This window comes from Streptomyces sp. NPDC020489 (assembly GCF_044386545.1).
In the GTDB taxonomy this organism is placed as follows: Bacteria; Actinomycetota; Actinomycetes; order Streptomycetales; family Streptomycetaceae; genus Streptomyces.
Map to the genome: position 1 here is coordinate 365,245 of NZ_JBIRUZ010000003.1, position 12,371 is coordinate 377,615.

The window sequence follows — 12,371 nt, forward strand, 5'->3', positions numbered from 1 at the left end:
CATGGGCTGGCACCAGGAGCTGCTGATCGGCTTCGACCTGGAGACGACCGGGACCGATCCGCGCGAGGCGCGCATCGTCACGGGGGCCGTGATCGAGGTCAGGGCGGGGCAGCCCATAGGGCACCGCGAGTGGCTGGCGGACCCGGGCGTGGAGATCCCGGCGGACGCGGTGGCGGTCCACGGCATCAGCAACGAACGCGCGGCCACCGAGGGCCGCCCCGCCGACCAGGTCGCCGACGCCATCGCCGATGTCCTCGCCACCTACTGGAAGACGGGCGTCCCGGTCGTCGCCTACAACGCGGCCTTCGACCTCACGCTCCTCACCGCGGAGCTGCGTCGGTACGGACTGCCCTCGCTGCGCGACCGGCTGGGCGGCCGCGACCCGGCGCCGGTCATCGACCCCTACACGATCGACCGCTCCGTCGACCGCTACCGCCGCGGCAAGCGCAACCTCGAAGCGGTCTGCACGGAGTACGGAGTCGCGCTCGACGCCGCCCACGACGCCTCGGCCGACGCCCTCGCCGCGGCCCGGCTCGCCTGCGCGATAGCCGACCGCCACCCCAAGGTCGCCGCCCTCGGCCCGGCGGAACTGCACCGCAGCCAGATCGAGTGGTACGCGCACTGGGCGGCGGACTTCCAGAGCTTCCTGCGCCGCAAGGGGGAGACCGACGCGGTGGTGGACGGGACGTGGCCGCTCAGGGAACCGGCGGACGAGACGGTGTGAGCGACGCGGCGCCCCCGCTCCCTCTGAACCGGCCATCTCCGGCGCGACCTCGTCCTGAAGGCCCGCCGACTCCGCTGCCCCCGAAGGGGATCCGCCTCAGAACGGATACCACCGCACCGTCTCGTCCCCGTCCCTGAGCGACGCCACCCTCCGCTCGAACTCGGCCAGCGCCCGCGGGTTGCCCGGCGCGTGCTGGGCCACCCAGGCGCAGCTCGCCGTCTCGCGGGCGCCGCGCAGCACCGCGCAGCCCTCCCACTCGCGCACGTCCCAGCCGTACGCCTCGGTGAAGGAGTCGTACGCCCCGTCCTCCAGCCCGTAGCGGTCGTGGGACAGGGCCATGACCACCAGGTCGTGTTCGCGGAGGTCGGCGGAGAAGGTCTCCAGATCGACCAGGACCGGGCCGTCGGGACCGATGTGCACGTTGCGGGGGAGGGCGTCGCCGTGGATGGGACCGGGCGGCAGCTGCGGGGTGAGCGCGGCGGCGGCCGCCGCGAAACCGTCCCGGCGGCGGCGCAGATACGCCGCGTCGGCGGGGTCGATCGCGGCGCCCGCGAGTCGCAGCCAGCGTTCCACGCCGCCCAGCAGCTCTCGGGGCGGCAGCGGGAAAGGAGGCGCGGGAAGGGCGTGGACCACCCGTAGGAGTTCGGCCAAATCGCGGGGCTCGGCGGGTCGTACGGGATCGGGCAGCCGGTGCCACACCGTCACCGGGTGCCCCTCGACGAGCAGCGCCTCGGGCTCGGCCGGCCGCACCGCCGGTACGCCCGCCTCGGCGAGCCACGCCGCGATGGCCAGCTCCCGGCGCGCCCGGTCCAGCAGTTCGGCGTCACGGCCCACCTTGACGGCGAGGTCACCGGCGGCGAACACGGCGTTCTCGCCCAGCGCGAGCAGCCGCGCCCCGTCGGCCGGCCCGGGCAGCACCCCCGCCGCGGCCAGTACCTCCCGCGCCCGTGCCTCGTCCATCGTCCGCCTCCGTGTCCTCGTCCCTGCCCGTGCCGGATGTCCCGGATGTGCCGATGCGCTCGCGCACCCGGCGTCGACTTCCCGCCATCCAGCGGCCAGTCTCGCATTCGTACAGGTCGGGGCGTATGCGCGGTGCCTTGACGACCCATGACCCCTTCACGACCATGACGGAGGCCCACCGGGGGCCGCAGGGTCCCGAGCCGCGCGAAGGAGCCGATCACGTGACGACGGTGACCGCGACGAAGCGGTCGACGCGAGGGGCGCCGCGCGCCGCCGGGAGCGGGCGGGCGGGGGACCGCGGGGCCTGGTTCCTGGTGCTGCCCGCGCTGATCCCGATCCTGGTCCTCAGCGTCGGCCCGCTGCTGTACGGCATCCTCCTGGCCTTCACGGACTCCCAGTCCGGCCGGACCCGCGCCACCCAGTGGATCGGCACCCTGAACTTCCAGGACCTGCTGCACGACACGTTGTTCTGGGAGTCGTTCCGGATCGGCCTGGTGTGGGCCGTCGGGGTGACCGTGCCGCAGTTCCTGCTCGCGCTCGGCCTCGCCCTGCTGCTCGACCAGGACCTGCGGCTGCGCTGGCTGGCCCGGGCGCTGGCGGTCGTCCCGTGGGCCATGCCCGAGGTGGTCGTCGGTGTGATGTGGCGGCTCGTCTACACCCCGGACGCCGGTGTCCTCAACGAGACGCTGCGCGACCTCGGCCTCGGTGACGGCCGCGACTGGCTCAGCGGCCTGGGCACCGCGCTGCCCGCCGTGATCGTCGTCGGCGTCTGGGCCGGCATGCCCACCACGACGGTCGCCCTGCTCGCCGGGTTGCAGAACACCCCGCGGGAACTGCACGAGGCCGCGGCCGTCGACGGAGCCGGTGCCTGGCGGCGCTTCTGGACGGTCACCTGGCCCGCCCTCAGGCCCGTCGCGCTCGCCATGATCGCGCTCAACCTGATCTGGAACTTCAACTCCTTCGCCCTGGTCTACGTCCTCACCAGCGGCGGACCCGGCGGCCGCACCCGGCTGCCCATGCTCTTCGCCTACGAAGAGGCCTTCCGCTACGGGCAGTTCGGGTACGCGGCGGCGATGGGATGTGTGATGGTCGCCCTGATCTCGGTGCTCCTCGCCGTCTTCCTGGTCGGCCGGCTCAGGGGAGGCGAGGAGTCATGAGGACCAGCACCGCGGGCCGCGTCGGGCAGTACCTCGCCCTGCTCGGCTATCTCGTCTTCCTCGCCTTCCCGTTCCTCTGGCTGGTCTCCACCGCCTTCAAGTCGCCGCGGGAACTGGGCAGTTTGCACCCCACCTGGATTCCCGAGGACCCCACCCTCGGCAACTTCCGGCAGGCCTTCGACGAACAGCCGCTGCTGCGCGCCGCGGGCAACTCCCTGCTCGCCGCGCTCGGGGCCGCCCTGATCGCCGTGACGATCGCGACCCCGCTGGCCTACGTCATGGCCCGGCACCGCTCCCTGCTCGCACGGGCGGGGACCGGCTGGGTGGTGGTCAGCCAGGCGTTCCCGCTGGTGCTGGTGATCATCCCGCTGTTCCTGGTGCTGAAGAACCTCCACCTGATCAACTCGCTGTTCGGGCTGGTGCTGGTGTACGTGGTGTGGGCGCTGCCGTTCGCGTTGTGGATGCTCGTCGGATACGTCCGCGCGGTACCCGCCGAACTGGAGGAGGCGGCGGCCGTCGACGGCGCCGGCCGGCTGCGGACGCTGGTGTCGGTGATCGCGCCGCTGCTCGCCCCCGGCATCGTGGCGACGGCGCTGTTCGCCTTCATCACGGCGTGGAACGAGTTCTTCTTCGCGCTGGTCCTGCTGAAGACGCCGGAGAAGCAGACCCTGCCCGTGGTCCTCACCCACTTCATCGGCGCGGAGGGCGTCGCCGACCTCGGGCCACTGGCCGCCGCCGCGTTCCTGGCCACCCTGCCGTCCCTGGTCGTCTTCGCGATCATCCAGCGGCGGATCACCGGCGGCATGCTGGCCGGGGCGGTGAAGAGCTGATGCGCACCCGGTGGATCCTCGCCCTGTGTCTGACGCTGGTCCTCGCCGCCTGCACCGGCGGTGGCGGCGACAGCGCGGACGACGGCACGGTCACCCTCCGCTTCCAGTCCCTCGCCTGGCAGGAGGAGTCCGTCGAGGTGAACAAGCAGCTGGTGAACGAGTGGAACGCGACCCATCCGGACATCAAGGTCGAGTACGTCCAGGGCAGTTGGGACAGCGTCCACGACCAGCTCCTGACCGCCTTCGAGGGCGGTGAGGCGCCGGACATCATCCATGACGCCTCCGACGACCTGGCGGACTTCGCGTACGGCGGCTACCTCGCCGACCTGAGCGACCTGCTGCCCGAGCGGCTCACGTCCGACATCCCGCACCGCAGTTGGGAGACGACCACCTTCGGCGACGGTGTGTACGGAGTGCCGTTCCTCCAGGAGCCGCGCGTGCTCATCGCCAACGCCACCTGGCTGAAGGAGTCCGGCGTCCGCATCCCCACCCCCGAAGACCCCTGGAGCTGGGAGGAGTTCCGCCGGATCACCGACGAGCTGAGCGGCGACGGCAAGTACGGTGTCGCCTGGCCGCTCAAGGAGCCCGTCTCGGCCACCCTCAACCTCTCCCTGTCGGCCGGCGGACAGCTCTTCCACCGGGACGGCGACGGCAAGGTGACGATCCGCTTCGAGAAGGGCGACGAGGTCGTGCCGCGCACCATCCACGACCAGGCCACCACCGACCGCAGCGCCTCGCCCACCACCCTGGGGAGCGGCGGCTCGGACACCCTGCCCGGCTTCTTCGGCGGCAAGTACGCGATGGTCCCGCTCGGCTTCTCCTACCGTCAGCAGATCGCGCAGCAGGCGCCCGAGGGCTTCGACTGGCAGGTCCTGCCCGCCCCGGCCGGCGCCGGCGGACTCAGCCAGGGCGTCAGCCCGCAGACCCTGTCCGTGGCCGAGGACAGCCCCCACAAGAAGGAGGCCGCCCGGTTCCTGGACTTCCTGCTCCGGCCGAAGAACATGGTCCGCCTGGCCCTCGGGGACTGGATGCTGCCCACCGGCACCGAGGCGCTCAAGGACCCGGCCCTGCGCACGGCCAAGGACGACTGGGCGACCGGCACCGCGCTCGCCGGGCATCTGCGCTCGGCGCCCGCGCAGTCCGTGCGCGGCTACCCCGAGTGGAAGGACAAGGTCGCCACCCCCGCCTTCCAGGAGTACTACAGCGGGGCGATCGGTCTCGGTGAACTGCGCGAACGGCTGGAGGAGGACGGCAACCTGGTGCTCGCCCGCTATCAGCGGTGAGGCGAGGACCGGGGCCCTCGTATCGGGGGCCGAGGCCCTCCCGTATTCCTGTTGCACGAGACGTCTCGTCTCGTTTACTGTCGACGACATGACCACCCCCGCGCACATCGCCATGTTCTCCATCGCCGCCCACGGCCATGTGAACCCGAGCCTCGAGGTGATCCGGGAACTCGTCGCCCGCGGCCATCGCGTCACGTACGCCATCCCGCCGGTGTTCGCGGACAAGGTCGCCGCCACCGGCGCCGAACCCCGACTCTGGAACTCCACCCTGCCCGGCCCCGGCGCCGACCCGGAGGACTGGGGCAGCACCCTGCTGGACAACGTCGAACCGTTCCTCGACGACGCGATCCAGGCGCTGCCCCAGCTGATCGAGGCGTACGACGGGGACGAACCCGACCTCGTCGTCCACGACATCACCTCGTACCCGGCGCGGGTCCTCGCCCACCGCTGGGGCGTGCCCGCCGTCTCCCTCTCCCCGAACCTCGTCGCCTGGGAGGGCTACGAGGAGGAGGTCGCCGCGCCGATGTGGGCCGAACCCAGGAAGACCGAACGGGGACAGGCGTACTACGCCCGCTTCCACGCCTGGCTGGAGGAGAACGGCATCACCCAGCACCCCGACGACTTCGTGGGCCGGCCTGCCCGGTCGATCGTCCTGATCCCCAAGGTGCTCCAGCCGAACGCCGATCGTGTCGACGAGAGCACGTACCGATTCGTCGGCGCCTGTCAGGGCGACCGGAGCGAGGAGGGGCAGTGGCAGCGGCCCGCGGGCGCCGAGAAGGTGGTGCTCGTGTCCCTCGGGTCGGCTTTCACCAAGCAGCCGGGCTTCTACCGGGAGTGCGTGCGGGCCTTCGGCGACCTGCCCGGCTGGCACCTGGTGCTCCAGATCGGGCGCAGCGTGGACCCCGCCGAACTGGGGGAGCTGCCCGAGAACGTCGAAGTGCACTCCTGGGTACCGCAGTTGGCCATACTCAGGCAGGCCGACCTGTTCGTCACCCACGCCGGGGCCGGCGGCAGCCAGGAAGGTCTGGCCACCGCCACGCCGATGATCGCCGTACCGCAGGCCGTGGACCAGTTCGGCAACGCCGACATGCTCCAGGCGCTCGGCGTCGCCCGGCACGTCCCCACCGAGGAGGCCACCGCCGACACCCTGCGCGCGACCGCCCTCGCCCTCGTGGACGACCCCGAGGTCGCCCAGAAGCTGAAGGACGTCCAGGCCGAGATGGCCCACGAGGGCGGCACCAGGCGGGCCGCCGACCTCATCGAGGCCGAACTGCCCGCTCGTCAGAGGTAGTCCGGGGTCTCCAGACGCGCCTTGTAGAGGATCGCCCCGTTGCGCGCGCGAGCGACCCCGCTCACGTTGAAGTGGACGTACTTGGTGCCGAAGGCGTTGCCACCCTGCACCGCCCCCGTCCACATCTGCTCGCCGGACGCGTGGTGCACGTAGGACTTCACCAGTCGGCGGCTGTGCAGCGGGGCGCTCTTGCGCATGGTCGCCTTGTCGACGGCGTACACCCCGTAGGTGTCCGTGACCAGGAGGCGGCCGGGGTTCTGGTGGTCCGGCTGGAGGTCGTGGGCGCGGGTGAAGGCGTCCAGCCTGCGGTCGGTGTCCTCGACCAGCTTGGCCGTGCCGCCCGTCGTCACGATCCGGTACGCCGTCAGCCGCTTGCCGCCCGTCACCCACATCCGCTCCAGCCTCGGGTCCCACAGCAGGCCGTGCGCCTGGTGGAACGGGATCGGGCTGCCCGCTCGCACCAGCGAGCCGACGCGGTTGTTCCTCGGCCGGAAGACATGCAGGCTGCCACCGGTCGCGGCGCCGCCGCCGCTGCCGTGGCTGCGGCCCGCGACCACCACCACACCGGTGCCACGGGCCCGTTCGATGGCGTGCGGGTAGTTCGGGACGTCCGCCTGCCACAGCTTGGCCTTGTCCGAGCGGCGGTAGATGCTCGCCGTGCCACTCGTGGGCGTGCCCGTCACGGCCAACAGGATCCTGCCGTCACCGTCCGTGTCGCGGAACCGGTGCTCCATGGGGTGGCCCGAACCGGCCGGGTTCAGCGACCACTTGATGTGGGCGTCGGTGAACGGCTTGTTGCGGTCGAAGAGGAAGATTTTCCCCGAACTCACGTCCCCTACCAGGACGTTGAACTGCGCCGGTGCGGCGCTCGCCGGCGCGGCCGACAGCATCCCGGCGGCCGGAGCGGCCACCGCCCCCGCCGCCAGGCCCTTCAACAGACTCCGCCTGTCCATGTGGTGGTCCTTCCCCCGTGACCCGACCCGTTGTGGTCAGCCGACCTGAGCTGTCCTGTCCGACTGGATGAGACACAGGGCCCGTCGGTTCCCCGGTGACCGACGGGCCCTGTGCGTGAGGGGGCGGAATCAGACAGGGACGCGGTCGCCCTCGTCGTCCCGCACCGACCGCACGACGGCCTCGGGCGCCTCGTCATGGGTGAGGTCCGGCAGTCGGTTCAGCCACGTCGGCAGGTACCAGTTGCGCTCACCGAGCAGGGCCATGACCGCGGGGAGGAGCACGCCCCGGATGATCGTGGCGTCGATGAGCACCGCGGCCGCGAGGCCCACACCCATCTGCTTCATGGACTGCATGGACAGCGTGCCGAAGATCGCGAACACGGCGACCATGATGACCGCGGCGCTGGTGACGACACCGGCGGTGGTGACCACACCGTGCTGGATCGCGTCCTTCGTCGTCCGGCCGCGCAGCCGCGCCTCACGGATCCGGGAGACCACGAACACGTGGTAGTCCATCGACAGGCCGAACAGGATCACGAAGAGGAACAGCGGCAGCCAGCTGATGATCGCGCCGACCCCCTCCGCGCCCACCAGGGACGCGCCCCAGCCGTGCTGGAAGACGGCGACCAGGATGCCGTAGGCGGCGCCCACCGACAGCAGGTTCAGCACGATCGAGGTGATGGCGATCGTCAGCGAGCGGAACGACAGCAGCATCAGCAGGAAGGCGAAGACCACGACGAACGCGAAGACCGGGACGACCGCGCCGGTCAGCTGGTCGTTGAAGTCCTTCGACCCGGCGACCTGACCGGTGATCGGCGCCTGGAGACCGTCCACCTTGCCGAGCGTGGCGGGCCGCACCTCGTCCCGCAGCTTCACCAGGCTCTCGCCGGCCTTGTCGAGGTCCGAGCCGCCGACCAGGGGCACGTACACGAAGGCGAGGTTCTGCTCGTCGTGCAGCTTGATCTCCACCGGGCCGCGCGAGGCGCCCGAGGCGATGGCCTTCTGCTTGAAGGCGGCGAGGGCGCTCGTGACCTCGGGCGCGTTGATGTCGTCGGCCTTCACGATCACCTCGGCGGGATCGGAACCGCCGGGGAAGGCCTCGTTGACCCGCTCGTAGGTCTGCACGATGGGCAGCGAGTCACCGAACTCCTGGTCCAGCGTGAGGTTCTGGGTCTTCATGCCGAGCGCGGGCGCCGCGATCGCGAGCAGCACACCGGCCGCCACGACCGTCGAGACCATGGGGCGCTTCAGCACCCCGCCCAGCACGGCCGTCCAGAAACGGCTCTCCCGGTTGACGCGGCCCCGGTTGCGGCGCAGGCGGCTCTCCGGGTGCAGGAAGGGGATCTTGCCCTTCTCCACCCGGTGGCCCAGCAGCGACAGCACGGCCGGCAGCACGGTGACCGAGCCGACCATGGCGACGGCGACGACCATCAGCGAGGCGAGTCCCATCGCCTCGAAGTCGGCGATCCCGGTGAAGAGCATGCCGGCCATCGCCACGCACACCGTCACACCGGAGACCACGATCGCGCGGCCACTGGTGGCGGCGGCGATCCGCAGCGCCGTCTGGGCGTCCCGACCGGCCTCGCGCTCCTCGCGCTCCCGGCGCAGATAGAACAGGCAGTAGTCGACACCGACGGCCAGACCGACCAGCAGCATCACCGAGTTGGCGACGTCACCCATCGGCATGACATGGCTGACGATGCCCATCAGACCCATCGTCGCCATGATCGCGGTGAGCGCCAGGGCCACCGGCAGCAGGGCCGCGACCAGCGCGCCGAAGGCGATCAGCAGAATGCCCAGGGCCACCGGCACGGCCGAGTACTCGGCCTTCTTGAAGTCGTCCCCGAACGCGTCGTCGAACGTCTTCTGCATGCTGGCGCTGCCGATCTCCTCGATCCGCACCGAGGAGTGGTCCTGCTGGACCGTGTCGACCGCGTTCAGCACCGGCTCGACCCGCTCGGCCGCGGTCTCCGCGTCGCCGCGCATGTCGAACTGGACCAGCGCGCTGCGGCCGTCCTTCGAGATCGTGTCGGTGGTGTACGGCGACCGGACGTCGGTGACCTTCCCGGTCGCGTCGACGGCCTTGACGACCGCGTCCACGGCGGCCCGGAACTCGGTGTCCGTGGCCTTCAGCCCGGCGCCCTTCGCCTGGACGAGCACCGTCTCACCGGCGGGCTCGTCGATGTCGGCGTCCTTGATGATCGTCGCGGCGGTGTGTGTCTCGCCCTTCAGACCTTCGCTCTCGTCGACGTCGACCCGGCCCGTCGCCGAACCGAGTCCCATCGCCAGGACCACGAACAGCACCCAGATGCCGACCGCCGCCCAGCGATGCCGGGCGCTCCAACCGCCGGCCCGGGCCGCGAAGCCCCGCACGCGTGTTTCTCCGTTCCCCATGACGGGTTGCCCCCTTGAGTGAGGTGGCGACCCCCTGCCGCACACCGTTCAGTTCGAAGGTATGGGGCGGATAAAGCCATCTCGTCGTCCGGCCTGCTGAAGTGCGGTGGACCAGATCGTCCCCTCGGACCCCCTCGACCCTCCTCACTGAGGAGGAGTGTGACCCTTACACCTAACCGTTGATCTACGGGACGGCCGTCCTAGGGTGGGCGCATGACGACGACGTACGCGGCGCTGCTGCGGGGGATCAACGTGGGCGGCGCCAAGAAGGTGCCGATGGCCGAGCTGCGCGCGCTGATGGAGGGACTCGGCCACGCCGACGTGCGCACCTACCTCCAGAGCGGCCAGGCCGTCTTCACCTCCGGCCACGGTGACGCGGAGTCCCTCGCCGCCGAACTCACCGCGGCGATCGAGGAGCGCTTCGGCTTCTCCGTCTCCGTGATCGTCCGCGACCACGCCTACCTCGCCGCGATCGCCGACCACTGCCCCTTCCCCGCGGCCGAGCTGGAGGGCAAGCAGCTCCACGTCACGTACTTCTCGGCACCGGTCGACGCCGAACGCTTCGCCGGGATCGACCAAGCCGCCTTCCTCCCCGAGGAGTTCAGGCTCGGCGACCGTGCCCTGTACCTGTACGCGCCGGACGGCCTCGGCCGCTCCAAGCTGGCCGAGCAGCTGGCCAAGCCGCGCGTCAACAAGGGGCTGATCGCCACCACCCGCAACTGGAACACGGTCGTCAAGCTGGTGGAGATGACCGGCGCAGGGTGACCTGCCGTACGCCGGCGTAGGCGGTGTACGAGGTGATCGTGTCCGGCACCGCCAGCCGCGGATCGTCGTACCCCACCTCGCCCGCGGCGACCGCGTCCATCAGGGCGAGGTCGTCGTCCGTGAGGTCCGCGTCGGTCATGACCTGCCGGCCCCAGGCGTCCCAGGGCAACGGCTCCACCCCGTTGCGGGCCGCCAGGTCTTGCAGGAGGCGAGCCCGCACGTACCACAGGCCCCTGAGGTGCCCGACCTGGCTGAAGCCGCAACAGCGAGGGTCGATCCGGCCCTCACGGCAGGCCCGCCAGGCGTCCGCCGCGACGAGGAACCGGTCCCGGGGCACGTCGAGCGGGTCGAAGGGCGGCTCGTAGGACGGGTGCAGGACCTGCGGGTCCGTCAGCCGCCAACTCCCGTCCGGCAGGCCGTACTCGGTCACCCAGTGGCACTCGTGGAAGCCCGCCACGAAGTAGTCGGCGAAGCCGCCGCGGATCCGTGCGGGCGTCCCCGTGGCCCGCAGCAGCGAGCAGTGCAGCAGGGCGAAGTCCCGGCAGGTGCCCACGAACCGGCCCTCCGGGGGCCGCGCCTCGGTGAGCGGTCCGTCGCCGCGTTCCCGGAGGACGCGCAGGATCTCGCCGACGTACCGCGACTCCGCGTCCTCGTGCAGCCGTTGCTGGGGAACGGCGTACCCCAGCCGCTCACCCTCACCCCGATGGATGATCAGATCACGGGTCAGACGGGCGAGTTCGGCCGGATCGTGCGGCAACCGTTCGACGTCCAGGGCGCCCGGGTCGCTGAACACCGTCTGCTTCAGGTAGTGGTCCATGGCCGGGAGTCTCAGCCTTTGCCCAGGGACAAGGTCAAGCGTGCGAGGCTCGTCCCATGCGCTACATCATCATCGGAGCGGGAGCGGTCGGCGGCACGATCGGCGGGCGGCTCGCGGGCTCGGGACACGAGGTCGTCCTGGTCGCGCGCGGCGCCCATCGCGCGGCCCTTCAGGACGGCGGGCTGCGGCTCAGGGTGCCGGAGGGGGAGCAGACCCACCGGCTGCCGGTCGTCGAGGGGCCCGCCGGACTCGGCGTACTGCGCGCCGACGACGTACTCGTCCTCGCCGTGAAGACCCAGGACAGCGCCGCCGCCCTCCGGACCTGGGGTCCGGTACCGGTCGCCGGCGGGGGAACCGCGGCCGGGCGGCTGCCGCTGCTGTGCGCCCAGAACGGCGTGGAGAGCCAGCGCCTGGCCCTGCGGGCCTTCCGGAACGTGTACGGCGTCTGCGTCTGGCTGCCCTGCGCCCACGTGGAACCTGGGGTCGTCAGCGCGGCAGGCAGCCCGCTCACCGGCATCCTCCACCTCGGCCGCTACCCGCACGGCACCGACGAGACCGCCCGGCTGGTCGCCGCCGACCTGGAGACGTCGCACTTCGAGGCACCGGTCGTACCGGACGTGACGCGCTGGCAGTACGCCAAGCTGCTGTCCAACCTCGGCAACGCGCTGGAGGCGGTCACCGGACCGGTGGAGAGCGCGCAGGCGCTGGCGCTGCTGAAGCGGGTGCGCGCGGAGGGCGAGGCGGTGCTCGACGCCGCCGGCATCACCTGGGCGAGCGCCGAGGAGCAGAGCGCGGCCCGCGGCGACAAGGTCACCCTCCTGACCCTCGCCGGCACCCCACGCGGCGGCGGCTCCTCCTGGCAGTCCCTCGCCCGCGGCACCGGCACCATCGAGGCCGACTACCTCAACGGCGAGATCGCCCTCCTCGGCCGCCTGCACGGCGTCCCCACCCCGCTGAACGACCTCCTCCAGCGCCTCGCCAACACCTTCGCCCGGGAGCACCGGGCGGCGGGATCGCTGCCGGTGGCGGACCTGGTGCGGCTGGCCGAGGAGACGGACGGCTGACCCCCACGGGCCCCGCTACGGGCGGTCGGCAACGCGCGACTCGGAGGCGAGCGGTGCCGGAGGTAGCCGGGCGGTGCCGGGCTGTGCCTTGCTGGGCCATGCCCTGTCGTGCCGGGCGTGCCCTGCCGGGCCG

General features: G+C 71.6%; 10 protein-coding genes and 1 pseudogene. 7 read left to right on the plus strand and 4 right to left on the minus strand.

Annotation, left to right across the window (positions count from 1 at the left end):
* The first annotated feature begins 1 nt into the window (after position 1).
* Complete coding sequence (locus ACH41F_RS08695; RefSeq protein ID WP_391233905.1) at positions 2–724, plus strand: exonuclease domain-containing protein; 723 nt, start codon at positions 2–4, stop codon at positions 722–724.
* Positions 725–820: 96 nt separating this feature from the next.
* Here the strand turns inward: ACH41F_RS08695 and ACH41F_RS08700 are convergent, their stop codons facing one another.
* Complete coding sequence (locus ACH41F_RS08700; RefSeq protein ID WP_398833951.1) at positions 821–1,684, minus strand: phosphotransferase enzyme family protein; 864 nt, start codon at positions 1,682–1,684, stop codon at positions 821–823.
* A 221-nt stretch (positions 1,685–1,905) separates the two neighbouring features.
* On the opposite strand from ACH41F_RS08700, the gene ACH41F_RS08705 reads away from it, so the two are divergent.
* The 4 genes and pseudogenes from ACH41F_RS08705 (at position 1,906) to ACH41F_RS08720 (ending at position 6,245) form a co-directional block, all read left to right on the plus strand.
* Complete coding sequence (locus ACH41F_RS08705; RefSeq protein WP_391233907.1) at positions 1,906–2,841, plus strand: ABC transporter permease subunit; 936 nt, start codon at positions 1,906–1,908, stop codon at positions 2,839–2,841.
* Positions 2,838–3,671 carry an ABC transporter permease subunit gene (locus tag ACH41F_RS08710; protein ID WP_391233908.1) on the plus strand — a complete coding sequence of 278 codons (834 nt, stop codon included), beginning with the start codon at positions 2,838–2,840 and terminating at the stop codon, positions 3,669–3,671. Before ACH41F_RS08705 ends, ACH41F_RS08710 begins: the two co-directional genes overlap by 4 nt.
* Positions 3,671–4,954 (plus strand): ABC transporter substrate-binding protein, encoded by a 1,284-nt coding sequence (locus ACH41F_RS08715; RefSeq protein WP_398833954.1) that lies wholly within the window; start codon positions 3,671–3,673, stop codon positions 4,952–4,954. Before ACH41F_RS08710 ends, ACH41F_RS08715 begins: the two co-directional genes overlap by 1 nt.
* Positions 4,955–5,002: 48 nt before the next feature.
* A pseudogene (locus ACH41F_RS08720) lies at positions 5,003–6,245 on the plus strand (glycosyltransferase).
* On the opposite strand, the gene ACH41F_RS08725 reads toward ACH41F_RS08720, so the two are convergent.
* Together ACH41F_RS08725 and ACH41F_RS08730 are read right to left on the minus strand one after the other, a co-directional pair.
* On the minus strand, positions 6,236–7,198 hold the full coding sequence (locus ACH41F_RS08725; RefSeq protein ID WP_391233910.1) for a hypothetical protein: 963 nt from the start codon (positions 7,196–7,198) through the stop codon (positions 6,236–6,238). The pseudogene ACH41F_RS08720 and the gene ACH41F_RS08725 sit on opposite strands and share 10 nt — an antisense overlap.
* A 129-nt stretch (positions 7,199–7,327) precedes the next feature.
* Positions 7,328–9,592 (minus strand): MMPL family transporter, encoded by a 2,265-nt coding sequence (locus tag ACH41F_RS08730; RefSeq protein ID WP_391233911.1) that lies wholly within the window; start codon positions 9,590–9,592, stop codon positions 7,328–7,330.
* Positions 9,593–9,805: 213 nt separating this feature from the next.
* On the opposite strand from ACH41F_RS08730, the gene ACH41F_RS08735 reads away from it, so the two are divergent.
* A complete protein-coding gene (locus tag ACH41F_RS08735) occupies positions 9,806–10,357 on the plus strand; it encodes a DUF1697 domain-containing protein (RefSeq protein ID WP_391233912.1) in 552 nt (183 codons plus the stop codon).
* Here ACH41F_RS08735 and ACH41F_RS08740 read toward each other — a convergent pair.
* Positions 10,326–11,174, minus strand: coding sequence for a transglutaminase-like domain-containing protein (locus ACH41F_RS08740; protein ID WP_398833957.1), 849 nt, complete (start codon positions 11,172–11,174; stop codon positions 10,326–10,328). The genes ACH41F_RS08735 and ACH41F_RS08740 overlap by 32 nt on opposite strands.
* Before the next feature lie 56 nt (positions 11,175–11,230).
* Between ACH41F_RS08740 and ACH41F_RS08745 the strand changes: the two genes are divergently transcribed.
* Entirely contained in the window at positions 11,231–12,238 is a 1,008-nt protein-coding gene (locus ACH41F_RS08745; protein WP_391233914.1) for a 2-dehydropantoate 2-reductase N-terminal domain-containing protein, read from the plus strand.
* Positions 12,239–12,371 lie beyond the last annotated feature (133 nt).

Bases quoted from the DNA above. Each gene is read 5' to 3' on its own strand.
- ACH41F_RS08700 (WP_398833951.1), bottom strand. From the start codon at position 1,684: ATGGACGAGGCACGGGCGCGGGAGGTACTGGCCGCGGCGGGGGTGCTG.
- ACH41F_RS08735 (WP_391233912.1), top strand. From the start codon at position 9,806: ATGACGACGACGTACGCGGCGCTGCTGCGGGGGATCAACGTGGGCGGC.
- ACH41F_RS08710 (WP_391233908.1), top strand. From the start codon at position 2,838: ATGAGGACCAGCACCGCGGGCCGCGTCGGGCAGTACCTCGCCCTGCTC.
- ACH41F_RS08725 (WP_391233910.1), bottom strand. From the start codon at position 7,198: ATGGACAGGCGGAGTCTGTTGAAGGGCCTGGCGGCGGGGGCGGTGGCC.
- ACH41F_RS08745 (WP_391233914.1), top strand. From the start codon at position 11,231: ATGCGCTACATCATCATCGGAGCGGGAGCGGTCGGCGGCACGATCGGC.
- ACH41F_RS08695 (WP_391233905.1), top strand. From the start codon at position 2: ATGGGCTGGCACCAGGAGCTGCTGATCGGCTTCGACCTGGAGACGACC.
- ACH41F_RS08740 (WP_398833957.1), bottom strand. From the start codon at position 11,174: ATGGACCACTACCTGAAGCAGACGGTGTTCAGCGACCCGGGCGCCCTG.
- ACH41F_RS08730 (WP_391233911.1), bottom strand. From the start codon at position 9,592: ATGGGGAACGGAGAAACACGCGTGCGGGGCTTCGCGGCCCGGGCCGGC.
- ACH41F_RS08715 (WP_398833954.1), top strand. From the start codon at position 3,671: ATGCGCACCCGGTGGATCCTCGCCCTGTGTCTGACGCTGGTCCTCGCC.